The sequence below is a fragment of the Chlorobaculum sp. 24CR genome (assembly GCF_004118635.1).
Classification (GTDB): Bacteria; Bacteroidota; Chlorobiia; order Chlorobiales; family Chlorobiaceae; genus Chlorobaculum.
Genome location: NZ_SDGU01000009.1, coordinates 74,134 through 90,555, shown reverse-complemented (window position 1 = coordinate 90,555; position 16,422 = coordinate 74,134). Strand labels below are relative to the sequence as shown.

The window sequence follows — 16,422 nt, the reverse complement described above, 5'->3', positions numbered from 1 at the left end:
GCCTCAACTGCAACTATAAAAATAAGGACTTCAAGGACATCAAGGACAGCAAAGCTATCAGGTAAAATGCAATTCGTCCTTGTAGTCATTGCTGTCCCTGTAGTCCTCTCCCGCCCATTCTTCCCTTCCGCCTCACAACCCCAGCGTTACCAGATCGTGGATGTGCACTATTCCTACCGGGCAGTGATTTTCGTCGCAGACCATGAGCTGGGTGATGCGGTGGGTTTCGAGGAGTTCGAGGCAGGCTTTGGCGAGCAGCTCTGACGTGACGGTTTTCGGGTTGGGGGTCATCACTTCCGCTGCGTTCTTGTCGAGGAATGTCTCGCCGGCCTGCACCAATCGTCTCAAATCGCCGTCGGTGAAGATGCCGGTCAGCCGCCCCTCCGCATCGACCACGCCGCTGACGCCGTAGCGCTTGGAGGTCATTTCGAGGATGAGGTCGGAGATGGTCGCCTCCTCGCTGACGACGGGCAGCGCATCTCCCTGCGCCATCACGTCGCCGACCTTCATCGTGAGCTGCTTGCCGAGCGAGCCTTTCGGGTGGGTGAGGGCGAACTGCTGGTCGGTGAAGTTCTTCTTTTTCATCAGGCAGATCGCCAAGGCGTCGCCCATCGCGAGCATCGCCGTGGTCGAGCTGGTCGGCGCGAGGTCGTAGGGGCACGCCTCCTGGTCGATGCCGGTGTCGAGCACCACATCCGCGTTCATCGCGAGGTACGATCGCGGGTTGCCGGTGAAGGCGATGATCGTCGCCTTCCGCTCCCGGAGCGCCGGGAGGATGAAGTTCAGCTCCTCGGTCATGCCGCTTTTGGAGAGGCAGATCACCGTGTCGCGCTCTGAAACCACGCCGAGGTCGCCGTGCGCCGCTTCCGCCGGATGGAGGAAGATGGCCGTGGTGCCGGTCGAGGACAATGTTGCCGCAATCTTCTGGCCGATGATGCCCGACTTGCCCATGCCGGAGATGATGATTTTGCCCGCGCAGTCGAGCATCAGTTCGACCGCACGAGAAAAGTTTTCGTCCAGCCGCTCGCTCATCAGGCGAATGGCGTCGGCTTCCTGCAGAAGGATGCTTTTGCCCTCCCGCACGGTGGTTGCGTGCTCTTTCATCGTCGCTGGTATGGTTTCGGCAGCGGCAATCGGGTTCGCCGCCAAAAGCAGGAAATATTCATTTTTTAATCCGATATTCAGCGCTATAATCTGGAAAATTCATGATATTTTCAAACTCCGGGCCGGAAGCGCCTTTTTGTCGCGAGCAATCGATTGATGAGGCGGCGGTTCCGCAATGTTCCCGGAAACTGTTCACGCTAACCACAACCTGCGGACTATGAGCTGGATTTTAATTCTCGGATTTGCGCTGTCGGTCTTTTTTCTGCTCGTGTATTTTCTCTCCAGGTTCGTCAATTACATGAAGATGGAGCAGAACATGGAGATCGAATCGTTCAAGGATAGCCTGATCGACAAGGACAATCCGGTCGGCCTGACGGGCGACGAGCTTGAAAAGATGAAGCAGCAGCAGGCCGAGGCGCAGGCGCATCTGCGCGAGGTGATCTCCAAGATTCCCGTCATCCAGAAGGATGGCAAGTTCCAGCTCGATATGGACGCCGTCAGGCAGCAGAAAGAGCAAGCCGCGGCGACCAACGGATCGGCTGGCCCGGCGACCGGCAAGAACTGACCGCTGCCTCCAGCCACCCAGCGGATGTTCTCCAAGCTCAAGCTTCTCGCGAAGGATACGGTTATCTACGGCGCGAGCACTATTCTGGCCCGCAGCCTGAACTACGTTCTCGTTCCGCTCTACGCCAACCAGCTCTCCACCTTCGACAACGGCATTCAGGCGGTGGTTTACGCCAACATCGCCCTGGCGAACGTCATGTTTTCCTATGGCCTTGAAACCTCATACCTGAAGGTTGCTTCCGACGCCATCAAGCGCAACGAGGATGAACGACCCTATTTTTCGACCGCCTTTCTCAGCCTCTTTCTGACCTCGATTCTTTTTTCCGTTTTGATGCTGCTCTTCGCTCCGGCGCTGGCCGTCGCCATCGGCCTCGCTCCCGGTTCAGGCATCTACATACAGTACGCCGCCGCGATCCTCTTTCTCGATACGCTGCTCGTCGTGCCGTTCGCCGAGCTTCGGCTGAAGCGCAAGGCGATCCGGTTCGCGCTCGCCAAGGTGATGGGCGTGGTCGGCGGCGTCATCAGCACCTTCGTGCTCATTCTCGGACTTCACGCAGGTCTCTCCGGTGTTTTCATCGGCGAGGCGCTCGGCTCGGTGGTGAGCCTCTGCTTTATCCTGCCGGTGCTGAAAAGCCTCAGGCCCGTCTTTTCGCCAAATCTCTACCGCGAGCTGCTGCGCATCGGCCTGCCCTACGTGCCGACCGGTATCGCCGGATTGCTGATTCACCTGATCGACCGGAACCTCTTGATCCGCATTCCGCAGCACGACATCGAGCGGCTGTATGGCGCGGGGTTCCAGGCGTCGGACATCACCGGAATTTACGGACGGGTGGCGGCGTTCGGCGTGGCGCTTCAGATGTTCATCCAGATTTTCCGCTTCGCCTGGCAGCCCTTTTTTCTGCAACATGCCGACGATCCCGAAGCCAAGCCGCTCTTCCGGCAGGTGATGAATCTTTCGGGCATCGCCGTGATCGTGCTTGCCGTGGCTTGCACCTTTTTCGTGCCCGATCTGGTGCGCCACCACTGGGGCGGAAAGCTCTATCTTTTGCCGCCGAAGTACTGGATGGGCCTGTCGATTCTGCCGTGGATCTTTTTCAGCTACGTGTTCGACATGGTTTCGACCAACCTGTCGGCAGGTATCCTGATTACCGGAAAGACCAAATATCTGCCGGTGGTAACTTTTGCCGGAGCCGCTGTGACGACCGTCGGGTGCTGGATTCTCATCCCGCTCGCAGGCATGGATGGCGCGGCGGTGGCGATTCTCTGCGGTACGGCGGTGATGTGCCTCTGCATGGGGTACTACTCGGTGCGCTTCTACCCGATCCGCTACGACTGGGGCCGCCTGGCGCTGTTGCTTGGCGCTGGACTGGCCTTCGCGGTGTGGCATGACGAGCTGCTCCTGTGGCTCGCCGGATTCGGCATCAGCGGTCTCTTCGCCATCGTCGTGAAGCTGCTCATCGTTTTGCTTTATCTCGCGCTGGGCACGCTCATTTTCCGCAACGAGGCGTCGGCTGTCGCGAGGATGGCGCGGAAGAAATTGCGCCCGGCGGGAGGTTCCGGCAGTCGATGATCCGCCTCGCCACCGTCCAGTTCACGCCCCGGCTCGGCGAGCGCGAGGCGAATCTCGAAGCGATCCGGGTGCTCCTCGATCCTGTCGAGGCGGACGTTATCGTGTTACCGGAGCTGTGCACGAGCGGCTATTTCTTCGTGTCGCGCGAAGAGCTTGCGCCGCTCGCCGAAGCGCCGGGCGGCGTGGCCTGCGCTTTTTTCCAGCGCCTGGCCGAAGCAAAACGTGCGATCATCATCGCCGGGATGGCCGAAGCAGCGGGCGGGAGTTTCTACAACTCGGTGTTCGTGTTCCGGCCCGGCGTCACAGAGCCGCTTGTCTATCGCAAGGCGCACCTTTTTTACAAGGAGCGCTTCGTCTTCGAGCCGGGCGACACCGCTTTTCCGGTCATCCGCGACGAGCGGCTCGACCTCTCCATCGGCATCATGCTCTGCTACGACTGGCGCTTTCCGGAGGTTTCGCGGGCGCTGGCGCTCGGCGGGGCCGAGCTCGTCGCCTGCCCGTCGAACCTCGTCACCGATGCGTGGCGGAAGGTGATGCCTGCCCGCGCCATCGAGAACAAGGTGTACGTCGCCGTGGCCAACCGGTGTGGCACGGAAACGAGAGGCGGGGAGACGTTGCTGTTCAAGGGGTGTTCGGCGGTCTATGATCCGTGGGGCGAAGCGGTCGCGCTTGCCGACGCTGAGGGTGACGCCGTGCTGCTGGCGGAGATCGATCCCCGGCCATGCCGCGACAAAAGCTTCAACGAGTTCAACGACATCTTCGCCGATCGCCGCCCCGAGCTGTACGGTGCGATTTGCCGTAAACGCTGAAATCGCTTATCGATACCTCTCCGAACGGATTATTACTCCGGCAACAATAAATCGCAAAAACCACCCCGGCAAGAGATTGGGCTAAAGCCCAGATTTATTATGCTTTATCCGCATACCCCGGACTGAAGTCCGGGGCAATTGACAAGAGTTTTTTTTCGTCGGAGTAAAAAATATTCCCGTTACCGCTTTTCGGTCATGGCGTTGATTTTCCGGATCAGATCGGGAGTGCCCAGGCCGTTTTTCGATGCAATATCGGCGATCCTCTCGTCTGGCGCGGCTTCGATGCCCTGCTGCTTCAGCGCCTGTTGCAGGGCGAGCGGAGCCACTCCGGCGGCGTTTGCAGCCTCGCCGAGCGTTTTCTTCCCCCATCCGCCACCTTCGCCAAGTCCGCCAGAGCGCTTGCCCTCAACCATGATGTCGTACAGCCGCTGTACCTCCGCGCCATTTTCAGCGGCGATTTCGAGCAGCGTCTGTTGGGTGCTGCTCGCTTTGATGCCTGCTGCCTGAAGCTTCTTGAGCAGTTCACTGCCCGGTTCGTTGACCCGGGGCATTTTTCCAAGCTCTTCGAGGGAGAGGGTTTCGGCATGAGGCACGGGCGGGCCGCCGGTTTTGTCCTCCCACGAGCCTGAGAGCCGGTCGCCGAGCGCGATGATCTGCTCGAATGGCGGCAAATGCCAGAAGGTGCCGACAGCCAGCACGGCAAAGAGCACGAGCGAAGTGAGAAGCTCGGCGGGGCTGTTCAACCCCTTCGAGGCCTTGCTCTTGATGTAGGAAAAAAACGCTTTCCAGTTGATGACGAACAGGTGGAAAATCGACAAAATGATGAAGGCGAAGCCAAAGATGACGTGCTGGTTCTGCCACCCTTTTTTGGTCAGGCCAAAGATATTCCAGTCAGTCCAGTTCGCCACCCTGCCCGGCGGAGAGATGTAGAGCACGATGCCTGAGACGAACATGACGAGAAAGGCGAGAGCCAGTCCGGCGCTGATGAAGACGCGCCACTTGAAATGCGGTGTTACAGGCATGGCAGTAGAGGATTGTTAGGGTTCGGAAGGTGGAGGCGGCATGGGTCTGTTCCGGCCATCATCGCGACCATCGCGATGGGGACGGCCTCTCCATGAACTCATTTTCTGGTATCGGACGGTGTAGATATTGTTGAGCAGCTTTTCCAGAGAGTCGCGCTGGGCAGGCGTACAGAGCGCGGCAAGTTCGTGGAAATGGAGGGCGAGATCCTTTTCGAGCCAGCTCTGGCGCTTGCCGAGGCTGTCGGCGATAGCGGCGATTTTGGCTTGGTCGGGATTCGGCTTGACGGCTTCGGAGATCATCTCTTTTTTCAATTCGATGATTTTCTGCACGGCAGGCATGGTCTTGCGGAAATGTTCGCGCCGCAGCTTGCCGAAGGCCACTCTCTGCCGATCGGTTAGATCCAGCTCTCTGCCACGATGGCCAGTATCGCGGTAATAACGGGTGATTTCGACCGAACGGTAACTGCTGCTGACAAAGTTCTGCCACCAGAGGACGCCCAGCAACGTGACGTTAAGGATGGCCAGAAGCACCAGGGCTGTCGTGACGAAGCGCTTGGAAGAGAGAAAATCCATCGGTAGTCATTAAAAATTAATACCACAAGAATCAGGCCGCGTAAAGCATTGCATCGTTGGCGGCGGTGCTGTCCATAGTTTGATGCTCCGGCGTCAGTGTTCGATAGCCGACTGATCGTCGTAATAGGAGAGCGCCGGGCCGCCGTAATCTTCGCTCAACGATTCGGCGATGGTTCCCGAAGAGCCGGTAGCTTGCGGTGTCTCGTGCATGAAGAGCATGAGGGCCGAAGCGACATTCAGCACCAGCAGGAGCGTCATGAAGGCGAGCTTTGGGCTCAAAGCGCCGCCAAACAGAGCGGTTCCCGAAGATTTTCCGGTCTCCATTGCGTCGATTCGCTGCATGAGCCGCGCCCTGAAGAGGTGATTTACCTCCACTCTGGGCATCTGGTCCAGCAGTTCGAGGGTCTTGTTGACCTCTGCGTTGCGTTGTTCAGTAGTTCTGTTCATGGTTTTTCGGTTTCTATCAAATGTGACGTCGAAACATTTTAAATCTTGTGTCGAAAGACGCGCTCACTCAGCCGATCGGTAGTGACGTTCGAGACGCGCTTGCAGATTTTTTTTCGCCCGGTGAATCAGCGATTCGACCGCCGGGATGGTGGTCTGGAGGATGTCGGCAATCTCCTGATTGCTGTATCCGTCCTGCTTGCTCAACAGGAAGGCCGTTTTCTGGTTGTCGGGCAAACCGTCGAGCGCGTTTTGCAGCACGGCAACGCGCTCCTTGCTGCCGAGCACGTCGGCAGGGTTGTCGTATTCGGGCGCCGGGATCGAGTCCGCCGGGTCGTCGATGCCGATGACCCGTTTCAGCGAGCTGAAACGCTTTTTGCGCTTCAGCCGGCGCAGGTGATCCAGCGACTTGGTGACGGCGATCCGGTAGATCCAGGTCGAGAGTTTCGACTCCTCGCGGAATTTGTCGAGTGAGCGATAGACCTCGATGAACACCTCCTGCGCAAGATCCTCGGCATCTTCGCGATTGAACACGAAGCGGTAACAGGTGTTGACGACCATCTCCTGATGTTCGGCGACAATTTCGCTGAATGATCGCTCCGTAGATGTTATGGTCTCTTGCTGCAATGGTCAACTGTTAGGGCAAATCGAAAGGAATGTCCGGTGATTTTGCCTGAAGTGATGGCGAAGTCTGGCATTTCAGGCTGTCGCCGCAAGTTGTCATGATCCGGCATGATATACTTAAATTATACAAGCGGATCGGTTTTCAAGATAACCGTAAGTATTTTATTCCTCAAAGTGTCTCAGGTTGCGGCGAAGAGCGTTGAGCTTTTGGTCCTCCGGAATCATCCGGTTTCGGGCGACACGTCGCTGTTGGACGACATGCCGCTGGGATTCTTGCGCTCATTATGCGAGTTTCGAGGCGAACGCGAGCACTTTTTCTACCTTTTCAGTTGAATCGGCCTCGCAATAGATTCTCAGCACCGGCTCGGTGCCCGACGCCCTGATGAGCAGCCAGCCGCCCTCGAAGTGGTATTTGAAGCCGTCGAGATCGTTGAAGCCGGTCACCGGGAACCCGGCGATGCTCGTCAGTTTGCCGCCCGCCGCCGCCTCGATGATCGCCTGCTTCCTGGACTCGGCCACGCGCAGATCGAGACGGTTGTAGCTGAAAAAGCCGAACTCCTCGTACAGCTCCTCGACCAGGCCGACCAGCGTTTTCTGGCGTCGCGCCATGATTTCGAGAATCAGCAGGCCGATATAGACGCCGTCGCGCTCCGGCAGGAACGAGGTGATGCCGATGCCGCCCGACTCTTCGCCGCCGATGAGGATGTCGTTGGTGGTCATCAGACGACTGACGTGCTTGAAGCCGACCGGCAGGAGGTGCATCGTCAGGTCGTGCTTCCGGCAGAGCTTGTCGATGATGTCGGTCAAAGCGAAGGTTTTGGCCACCTCGCCGCGTTGGCCCTTCTGTTCGACCAGATACTTCAGGATGATGGCGAAAAGCTTGTGCGAATCGACGAATTCGCCCTTCTCGTCGAGCATCCCCACGCGGTCGGCGTCGCCGTCGTTGATGATCGCCACGTCGGTTTCGACCTCCCTGAAGAACTCCACGAAGTCGGCGATGTAGTTGGGGATCGGTTCGGGGTTGATGCCGCCAAAGCCGGGGTTGAGCGAGCAATGGTAGCAGTTGATCATCGACTCGTCGAACAGTCGGGTAATCATGTCCTGACCCGCGCCATACATGGCGTTGTGGGCGATTTTCAGTCCCGACTCGCGAATCAGTTTCAGGTCGAGTTTCGATTCGAGATAGCCGACGTAGTAAGACTTGATGTCGGTCATCGAGATCAGCTCCGGCACGGGAGTCACTTCGGTTTCGGGATCGACCGTGAGCAGGTTCCGTTCGATTTCGTCGATCACCTCCGGGTGCGCCGGGCCGCCGTAGGAGGCCTTGACCTTGAAGCCGTTGTAGATCGGCGGGTTGTGCGAGGCGGTAATCATGACGCCGCCAGCGAGGCGATGGTCGCGGGTAAAGAGCGAGACGGCAGGCGTGGAGACGAAGTTGTCGGCCAGGAACACCTTGAGGCCCATCGAGGAGAGCACTTCGGCCGTGAAGCGGGCGAACTCCTTCGACATGAAGCGGGTGTCGTAACCGACGCAGACGCCGTTCGATTTGTCCGGGTGCTCCAGAAAGTAAGCGCCAGAGGCGAGGGCGGCAAGCTTGAGGTTGTCGTAAGTGTATTCTTTGGCTATAATTGCCCGCCAACCGTCGGTTCCGAATTTGACTTGCATTCTGTTATGGATTTGATATATAATAGTTCTGACTCGCTGGTGCTTTGTCATGAAAATGCACCGCTTTTCTGCCGGTGAGCTAACTGGTTCCTAAAATACGCTTTCCTGTTCGATGATGCAATTTCAGCAGCCGATACGCGGCAAGACTTTGTTTGTTCTGGCCGGTGAGGTTTCCGGCGACCTGCACGCCGCCGGTCCGGTCTCGACGCTGCTTGAAGAGGCTCCCGGCACGAAGGTCTTTGGCGTCGGCGGGCGCAAGCTGGCCGAACTTGGCGCGGAGCTGCTCTACACGACCGACCAGATGAGCATCATGGGCTTTGTCGAGGTGCTCAAGCAGGCGGCGTTTCTGCGCAAGGTGATCGGTGAACTCAAAGCGGCAATTCTTCGTGAAAAGCCCGATGCGGCGCTGCTCGTGGACTATCCCGGCATGAACCTGCACCTGGCGGCCTTTCTGAAAAAACAGGGCATTCCGGTGATCTACTACATCTCGCCGCAGGTGTGGGCCTGGAAGGAGCGGCGGGTCGAAAAGATTCGCGCCTGCGTTGACCGGCTGCTGGTGATCTTCGACTTCGAGGTTGACTTTTACCGCCGCCACGGCATCGAGGCCGAGTTCGTCGGCAATCCGGTGGTCGAGGAGCTGGCGGAGCTGAAGTTCGCGCCGAAGCCGGAGTTCCTCGCGCGGACGGGTATCGATTCCGACGCCCGCATCGTCGGACTGTTGCCGGGCAGCCGCAAGCAGGAGATCGAGAAGATTTTCCCCGAAATGCTCGGCGCGGCAAAGCGTATCCGGGAGCAGACGAAGACGGTGTTCCTGCTCGGCAGGTCGCCGCATATCGATCCGGCGCTCTACGAGCGGCACATTTGCGAGGCGGGCGTCGAACCGCTCGACTGCACCTCCTACGAACTGATGCAGTACAGCGATCTGGAGCTGGTGACCTCCGGCACGGCGACGCTCGAATCACTCTGCTTTGCGGTGCCGATGGTGGTGCTCTACAAGACCTCGCCCTTGAACTATTTCATCGGCAAGCGGCTGGTGAAGCTCAGCAACATCGCCCTGGCCAACATCGTTGCCTGCGGATTGCTGTCGGAAAAACAGGTGGTGCCGGAGCTGATCCAGCACGAGGCCAACGCCGAAACCATCAGTCGGAAAGCGCTGGAAATTCTTTGTGACGATTCAGTCTCTTCGGCGATGCGGCGCGAGCTCCGGGAGGCGCGGGCGCGGCTCTCCTCCGACTCGCCGTCACGCCACGTGGCCGCCGTCTTGCTTGAATATCTTTGAACGATGTGAAACGCTATGAGTGACCTTATCAACTACCTGACCGCCCATCCGCTCTTGCTTGGCGTGGCGGTGATCTTCTCTCTTTTGATTGTCCTGTCGTTTGCGCGGCGGATTCTGCGCTTTCTGCTGGTGCTGGTCGCGCTCGGCATCCTCTATGTCGCCTGGGTAAGCTGGCACGGCGGCGATCCCGCCGAAAAGGCGCAAAAGGCGGGCAAGACGGTCAAGGAGGCGGTTCACAAGAGTGAAGGGGTGATGAAGGCGTTCGACTGGCTGTTCAAGCGAGACGAAGAGCGTCCCCGGAAAGAGTGGGAGGAGTGATAGAGAGCGCCATTTGATTGCAAGTCTCACGTATCCGGCGTGATATTGCACAAGGAGGATGCCACATTAAAACTGTAGGGACGGGTCTTGTGCCCGTCCTTTTTCGTCATGGCGACAATGGACATTCATCCGTTTGAATTCTTTATTACGCGCAACCAATTGCTGGAGACGATCCGTCCTTGCTCTTGCATAAGAGGACGGCTCTTGTGGCCGTCCCTACAATCGGACATGACATGGAGCAAGAACCGGCTCTGATTTCCGAGACCTCCTTACCGGCTGATGGCCCCCGTTGGGCAGTGGTCGATCAGCTCCTCCCGGATCGTGGCCGCGTCTGCCGAAGCCGACTCCAGCGTGCGGATGCAGACGCCGCAATCGACGCACTTTTCCCGCTCGAACCGGATGTTGCCCGACCTGTCGATGCTGAAGTAGTCGTGGCTCTCCTCGACTACCGGAGTCGCTACGCCGAACGCCGTGGCCAGGTCGCGCAGGCGGCACGATTCGACCGCCTGGCAGCGGCAGCGCAGGCAGCGTTTGGCCTCCTCGCGCGCCTGTTCCGGATCGTAGCCCGTTACCGCCTCATCGAAACTCCGGCGTCTCGCTTCCGCCTCCAGCTCCGGCACGGCCACGCGCGCCGCGGGTTTTGCCCGGTCGTAGAACTGGTGCGGGGCCTTATCTCGCGCTCCGTACGATGCGTTGAACATCGCCACTCCCGTCGCCGCCGGATCGCCGCCGCCGAGGAATCGGTCGATGGCTTCGGCGGCGAGGCGTCCCTGCCGGACAGCTTCGATGGCGAGGTCAGGGCCGCTGACGCAGTCGCCCGCCGCAAAGACGCCCACGGCGCCGGTGAGCATCGAGCCGCCCTGCACCGTGATCGTGCCGTTGCGTTCGACGCCCACGCCCGCTATAGCTTCAGCCGGAAGGTCAACGTACTGGCCGGTGGCCGAAATGAGCGTGTCAGCTTCCAGCGCAAACTCCGATCCTGCGACCGGCACCGGACGGCGGCGGCCACTCGCGTCGGGTTCGCCGAGCTGCATTTCAACCGCCGTGACGATGAGTCCATCATCGCTTTTCTCAATTGAAACCGGCGCGGCGAGCAGGCGAAGTTCGACGCCCTCGGCAACCGCCTCATCGATTTCAAGGCGGTTGGCGGGCATCTCGTCGCGTCCGCGGCGGTAGAGAATCGTTACCGATTCTGCGCCAAGTCGCAGCGCGGTTCGTGCCGCGTCGATGGCCGTGTTGCCTCCGCCGATGACGATCACCGATTTGCCGGGCGCGGCGGCGTGTCCGACGGCCACGTCGGCAAGGAAGCTGATGCCGCTCTGCACGCCCGCGAGTTCCTCGCCCGGAATGCCGAGCTTCGAGGCCTGGCTCGCGCCGATGGTGAGCAGCACGGCGTCGTGCTCCTTTTGCAATCCCGTTAAATCTGCATCCTTTCCAAACACGGTCGAGAATCTGAACGTCGCGCCCATCTTCACGAGCGGCTCGACGTCGGAGTCGATCACCGCTTCCGGCAGACGGAACTTCGGGATGCCGTAGCGCATCATGCCGCCCGCTTTTTCGTTCGCGTCGAGAATCGTCACCTCGTGTCCGCCGAGCAAGAGATACCACGCGGCGGTCAGACCCGCCGGGCCTGCGCCGACGATGGCCACGCGCTTGCCGGAGGCCGGTTTGCGTTCCGGCAGTTCCGATCCGTCGGCCATCTCCTGGTCGGCGGCGAAGCGCTTGAGGGCGCAGATCGAGACCGGCTCGTCAACGCCGTGGCGGCGGCACGCCTCCTCGCACGGGGCGGGGCAGACGCGACCGAGAATGCCCGGCAGCGGGATGGTGCGGCGGATGATTTCCAGCGCCTCGTGGTCGTTGCCCTTGGCGATGGCCGAGACGAATTCGGGAATGTCGCACCCCGCCGGGCAGGCGAGCTCGCACGGCGCGAGGCAGTCGCCGCAGTGCTGGGCGAGGATGCGTTCGAGGCTCTGGCGGCGCATCGAGTCCAGCTCGGCATTGCGCGTTTCGACCACCATCCCTTCGCTCACCTTCGTGCTGCACGACGGGATGAAGCGGTTTTTGCCCTTGATCTCGACGATGCAGATCCAGCACGAGCCGGTCGCTTCGATCTCTTTGTGGAAGCAGAGCGTCGGGATGCGGATGCCGTTGTCGCGGGCCGCTTCGAGGATGGTTTGTCCCGGTGCCGCCTGCACGCTGCGGCCATCGATGATGAGGTTGACGGGTTTCATGGTCGGTAACGTTTCATGGTTGCGTTCATGCGTCCGGGGCGCTGGAGCCATCGCCGAAGGTCTTGTCGATATAGTTGGCCACCTTTTCGAGCAGCCACATGGGGGTCGAGGTCGCGCCGCAGATGCCGACGCTCTGCACCGGTTTGCCGTCGTCGCCGACGAACCACTCCGGCAGAATCTCCTCGACATCCTCGATGAAGTAGCTGTGCGGATTGGCGTCGCGGCAGATCGAGTAGAGCACCTGCCCGTTCGAGCTTTTGCGCCCCGCAGCAAAGACGATGCAGTCGTTGGAGAGCGCGAAGTCGCGCAACTTCCCGTTGCGGCTCGAAACCTGACGGCAGATGGTGTCCTTGTAAACCAGCTCCGGCATCGCGCGCGCGCCGGTTTTTTCGGCGGTGATGTCAATGTCGCGCACGGCCATCCATTCGCCGCTTTCCGTGCCGGGGTTGCGGTGGCCGTGTTCGGCGAAGAGCTTTTCGAGGTTCTTTTTCAACTCGTAAAAGCCGGGCACATCCATCGTGGTCTGGGAGATCAGCGCGGTCTTGCGGCTGAGGTCGAGCGGCTCGGTTTCTTCCGGATAAGACAGGTCGGGATGCTTGATGACGACCCCCTCGTCGTTGCACTGGCCGTTGATGCCGATCACCTCCGGGTGAACTTTCTTGCCGTAGATCACCACCTGATAGCCGAGCTGGTGGAGCATTTTGGCGGTCTTCTGCAACTTCGCCACCACCGGGCAAGTGGTGTCGGTGATCGCGAGGTTGTTTTGTCGTGCGGTCTGGTAGGTCGAAGGCGGTTCGCCGTGAGCGCGGATCAGCACCTCGGCATCGCGCAGTTCCTCGAACGCCGGGATGTCGATGGTCTCCATGCCGAGCGCTTCGAGCCGCTTGACCTCCACCTCGTTGTGCACCACATCGCCGAGGCAGTAGAGCGCGCCCGACTCTGCGAGCTTCTCTTCGGCAACATGAATCGTGCCCTGCACGCCGATGCAGAAGCCGGATGATGTTCTGTCAAGATTGATTTTCACTGGTCTCTCCGGAATGGTAAGGCCGTCGCCTTCAAGGTTCAGATTTTGCCGGAAAAGATACAATTAAAATGGGAAAGGCAATGGGGGAGAAGAAGGCAATGGGACGAATAGGACTGATAGGACAAATAGGACGCAGAGGAGGAAGAGAAAAGCAGGTTCTTTCTTTGTCCTTGATGTCCTTTTTTCTGAAATTCAGCGCCCCTACACTCCAACCAGCTCGACGTCGGGCAGTTCGGTGCCCATGAAGAGGCGGTAGAGTTCCCGGAATTTCTGCGGGAGGTCGCTGACCATGAGGTGGGGGAGCGCTTTTTCGGTGCTCTGGTTGAGCAGACCGCGAAGGGAGAGCAGCTCTCCGGCTTTTTCGGCGACCGCTTCGGCGGAGTCGATGATGGTGATCTGTGGCCCGGAGATGCTTTCGATGATCTTCCGCAAAATCGGGTAGTGGGTGCAGCCGAGCACGAGGGTGTCGATCTCCTTGCCGGTGAAGGCTGACAGGTACTCTTCGGCCACGAGCCGGGTGGCGGGGTGGTCGATGAATCCCTCTTCGGCGAGCGGCACGAAGAGCGGGCAGGCTTTCGGGAACACTTCGAGCTCTTCGTTTTCATCCCGGATGGCGCAGGAGTAGGCGTTCGAGCCGATGGTGGCCTGGGTGCCGATGACGCCGATGCGGCCCGACCTCGTCCGCCGGGCGGCCAGCTCCGCGCCCGCCTTCAGCACACCGATCACCGGAACGCCGCCCGCGGTCTGTTCGACCACGTCGAGCGCCAGCGCCGAGACGGTGTTGCAGGCTACGATGATGAGCTTTGGCTGGTGCTTCATCAGAAGCTCGGTATCTTCGCGGGCGTACTTGCGGATCGTCACCTGCGATTTGGTGCCGTACGGCACACGCGCCGTGTCGCCGAAGTAGATGATCCGCTCCGAAGGCAGCGCGGCCTGCATCGCCTTGACCACCGTCAGGCCGCCGATGCCCGAGTCGAAGATGCCGATCGGGCTGCCGGATGAAATCTTGTGCTGCGGCATTGGTTAATTAGTGCTCCGGGTGAGGTTCATTCTCAATAGGACTTATAGGTCGTATAAGTCCTATTCTTCAGAGTTTTCGGTTACACATTGAACCTGAAGGTAATCACGTCGCCGTCTTTGACGATATACTCCTTGCCTTCGGAGCGCATTTTGCCGGCCTCTTTGACCTTCTGCTCCGAGCCGAGGGCGATCAGGTCTTCGTAGGCCATCACCTCGGCGCGGATGAAGCCCTTCTCGAAGTCGGAGTGAATCGCGGCGGCGGCTTCCGGGGCGGCTGCGCCCTTGCGGATCGTCCAGGCGTGAACCTCCTTGACGCCCGCCGTGAAGTAGTTGTGCAGGCCGAGCAGGTCGTAGGCTTCGCGGATGAGGCGGTCGAGGCCGGACATTTCGAGGCCGAGGCTTTCGAGGAACTCCGGGCGCTCCTCTTCGGGCAGCTCGGCGATGTCGGCTTCGGCTTTGGCGCTGATGATGAGCATGTTCGCTCCGCTGGCGGCGGCGATTTCGGCCACCTTCGCGGTGTGCTCGTTGCCGTCCGGCAGGTCGCTTTCGGCGACGTTGGCCGCGTAGAGTACCGGCTTGGCGGTGAGCAGGAAGAACTGGCGGGCCAGCTCGCGCTCTTCGTCCGTCTCCGTGATGCGGCGCACCGGCACGCCCTGGCCGAGACCGGCCACGATCTTTTCGGCCAGCTCGACCAGCGCCTGCTGATCTTTCTCCTTGCGGGCGTTCTTGCGCAGCTTGTCCATGCGCTTCTCCATGCTGTCGAGGTCGGACAGCATCAGCTCGGTCTCGATGGTCGTGATGTCGTCCGCCGGGTCGATCTTGCCCTCGACGTGGATAATGTTCGAGTCCTCAAAGCAGCGCACCACGTGGATGATCGCATCAACCTCGCGGATGTGCGACAGGAACTGGTTGCCCAGTCCCTCGCCCTTGCTGGCTCCCCTGACCAGACCGGCAATATCGACGATTTCGAGTACCGCCGGAACGATCACCGGGGTCTTGACGACTTTTGCCAGCTCGTTGAGGCGCTGGTCAGGCACCAGAACGGTTCCGACGTTGGGTTCGATGGTGCAGAACGGGTAGTTGGCGGCTTCGGCCTGCTTGGCCGTAATGGCATTGAACAGCGTCGATTTGCCGACATTCGGCAGACCAACTATGCCGCAGCGGAGTGACATGGGCGGAAGAAATTTGTGGTCATCTCATGGAAGCTATTGCGCGTCCCGATTGCTGCGTTGGGTGGTGCTCGAAATCCTCACGTACTTTAAGTACGCTCCGGTTTCTGCGCTCCATCCGCCGTGCACTCGGGCCGCTCATCACGCTTTTCAGAGATGCCTTTATTGTTGAACGAAAAATCCGAAAATCCGGATTTTGAATGGCTTTAACATGTAATCAATCTGTTTGGAAAAAGCAAATAAATTTTTTACAATTACAGGCTCAATCAAAATTGTGTTAGAGAGGAGAAGTCCTATCGAAAAGAAACCGATCATCGTCGCCATAGACGGCCCGGCCGCATCCGGCAAAAGCACGACCGCCAAGCTTCTTGCGGCTCGGCTTGGATACACCTACATCGACACCGGAGCCATGTACCGCGCGGTCACCCTCAGGGTGCTCCGCGAGGGTTTGCTCGACGAGATTCGCCGGGACGAATCCGGAATTGCCGAACTGCTTGAGCAGATCACGATCGGCTTTCAGGGCCATCGGGTTTTGCTTGACGGCGAGGATGTGTCCGGGGCGATCAGGGAAAACCGGGTCAGCCGCGAGGTCAGTTTCATCAGTTCCCTCAAACCGGTCAGAGACAAGCTTCGCGAGCTTCAGCAAGAGATGGGCCGGAAGCGTGGCATCGTTATGGACGGGCGCGACATTGGCACGGTCATTTTTCCCGACGCCGAGCTGAAAATCTTTCTCGTCGCCGATCCCCGTGAACGCGCCAGGCGGCGTCACGCCGAACTCTCGCTCAAGGCCAGCGGCGCGGCGGTTCCCAGCATCGAAGAGCTTGAAGCGGAGATCGTCAAGCGCGACCGCGACGACGAGGAGCGCACGCATGCGCCGCTCAGGCGGCATGCCGATGCGGTTTTGCTCGATACCTCGAAGATGACCATCGACGAGCAGGTCAATGTCGTCTATGAGCTGGTCAATAAAATTGCAGGGCAATGAGGCAGGTGACGGCGCATTGTCTTT

General features: G+C 59.6%; 16 protein-coding genes. 6 read left to right on the top strand and 10 right to left on the bottom strand.

The window, feature by feature from the left end; all coding sequences use genetic code 11:
* Positions 1-132: 132 nt before the first annotated feature.
* On the bottom strand, positions 133-1,032 hold the full coding sequence (locus EST62_RS02110; RefSeq protein WP_129050511.1) for an SIS domain-containing protein: 900 nt from the start codon (positions 1,030-1,032) through the stop codon (positions 133-135).
* A 289-nt stretch (positions 1,033-1,321) separates the two neighbouring features.
* On the opposite strand from EST62_RS02110, the gene EST62_RS02100 reads away from it, so the two are divergent.
* Genes EST62_RS02100 through EST62_RS02090 form a run of 3 tightly spaced genes read left to right on the top strand, consistent with a single transcriptional unit; the run spans position 1,322 to position 4,047 of the window.
* Entirely contained in the window at positions 1,322-1,669 is a 348-nt protein-coding gene (locus EST62_RS02100; protein ID WP_167599124.1) for a hypothetical protein, read from the top strand.
* 24 nt (positions 1,670-1,693) lie between these two features.
* Positions 1,694-3,238 carry a lipopolysaccharide biosynthesis protein gene (locus tag EST62_RS02095; RefSeq protein WP_129050447.1) on the top strand — a complete coding sequence of 515 codons (1,545 nt, stop codon included), beginning with the start codon at positions 1,694-1,696 and terminating at the stop codon, positions 3,236-3,238.
* Positions 3,235-4,047 (top strand): nitrilase-related carbon-nitrogen hydrolase, encoded by an 813-nt coding sequence (locus tag EST62_RS02090; RefSeq protein ID WP_129050446.1) that lies wholly within the window; start codon positions 3,235-3,237, stop codon positions 4,045-4,047. The genes EST62_RS02095 and EST62_RS02090 overlap by 4 nt, the downstream gene beginning before the upstream one ends.
* A gap of 179 nt (positions 4,048-4,226) precedes the next feature.
* Here the strand turns inward: EST62_RS02090 and EST62_RS02085 are convergent, their stop codons facing one another.
* The 5 genes from EST62_RS02085 to EST62_RS02065 form a co-directional block, all read right to left on the bottom strand.
* A complete protein-coding gene (locus tag EST62_RS02085) occupies positions 4,227-5,069 on the bottom strand; it encodes a DUF4405 domain-containing protein (protein ID WP_129050445.1) in 843 nt (280 codons plus the stop codon).
* 15 nt (positions 5,070-5,084) lie between these two features.
* Positions 5,085-5,642, bottom strand: a complete 558-nt coding sequence (locus tag EST62_RS02080) for a Spy/CpxP family protein refolding chaperone (protein ID WP_129050444.1) — start codon at positions 5,640-5,642, stop codon at positions 5,085-5,087.
* 93 nt (positions 5,643-5,735) lie between these two features.
* The gene (locus EST62_RS02075) at positions 5,736-6,089 is read right to left on the bottom strand and encodes a hypothetical protein (RefSeq protein ID WP_129050443.1); all 354 of its coding nucleotides are present in this window, start codon (positions 6,087-6,089) and stop codon (positions 5,736-5,738) included.
* A gap of 63 nt (positions 6,090-6,152) precedes the next feature.
* Entirely contained in the window at positions 6,153-6,647 is a 495-nt protein-coding gene (locus EST62_RS02070; protein ID WP_129050509.1) for an RNA polymerase sigma factor, read from the bottom strand.
* A gap of 345 nt (positions 6,648-6,992) precedes the next feature.
* A complete protein-coding gene (locus EST62_RS02065) occupies positions 6,993-8,375 on the bottom strand; it encodes a phosphoglucomutase/phosphomannomutase family protein (protein WP_129050442.1) in 1,383 nt (460 codons plus the stop codon).
* Between the two features lie 112 nt (positions 8,376-8,487).
* On the opposite strand from EST62_RS02065, the gene lpxB reads away from it, so the two are divergent.
* Together lpxB and EST62_RS02055 are read left to right on the top strand one after the other, a co-directional pair.
* A complete protein-coding gene (gene lpxB, locus EST62_RS02060; RefSeq protein ID WP_167599123.1) occupies positions 8,488-9,654 on the top strand; it encodes a lipid-A-disaccharide synthase in 1,167 nt (388 codons plus the stop codon).
* Between the two features lie 15 nt (positions 9,655-9,669).
* The gene (locus EST62_RS02055; protein ID WP_129050441.1) at positions 9,670-9,972 is read left to right on the top strand and encodes a hypothetical protein; all 303 of its coding nucleotides are present in this window, start codon (positions 9,670-9,672) and stop codon (positions 9,970-9,972) included.
* Between the two features lie 269 nt (positions 9,973-10,241).
* Here EST62_RS02055 and EST62_RS02050 read toward each other — a convergent pair whose 3' ends face one another.
* From EST62_RS02050 to ychF, 4 genes are all read right to left on the bottom strand, one after another.
* Positions 10,242-12,203, bottom strand: coding sequence for an FAD-dependent oxidoreductase (locus tag EST62_RS02050; RefSeq protein ID WP_129050440.1), 1,962 nt, complete (start codon positions 12,201-12,203; stop codon positions 10,242-10,244).
* A 25-nt stretch (positions 12,204-12,228) separates the two neighbouring features.
* Positions 12,229-13,227, bottom strand: coding sequence for a 4-hydroxy-3-methylbut-2-enyl diphosphate reductase (locus EST62_RS02045; RefSeq protein WP_129050439.1), 999 nt, complete (start codon positions 13,225-13,227; stop codon positions 12,229-12,231).
* A gap of 201 nt (positions 13,228-13,428) precedes the next feature.
* Complete coding sequence (gene murI / locus EST62_RS02040; RefSeq protein WP_129050438.1) at positions 13,429-14,247, bottom strand: glutamate racemase; 819 nt, start codon at positions 14,245-14,247, stop codon at positions 13,429-13,431.
* Between the two features lie 80 nt (positions 14,248-14,327).
* A complete protein-coding gene (ychF, locus tag EST62_RS02035; RefSeq protein WP_129050437.1) occupies positions 14,328-15,419 on the bottom strand; it encodes a redox-regulated ATPase YchF in 1,092 nt (363 codons plus the stop codon).
* 271 nt (positions 15,420-15,690) lie between these two features.
* On the opposite strand from ychF, the gene cmk reads away from it, so the two are divergent.
* Positions 15,691-16,398 (top strand): (d)CMP kinase, encoded by a 708-nt coding sequence (gene cmk / locus EST62_RS02030; protein ID WP_129050436.1) that lies wholly within the window; start codon positions 15,691-15,693, stop codon positions 16,396-16,398.
* The last annotated feature ends 24 nt before the right edge of the window (positions 16,399-16,422 follow it).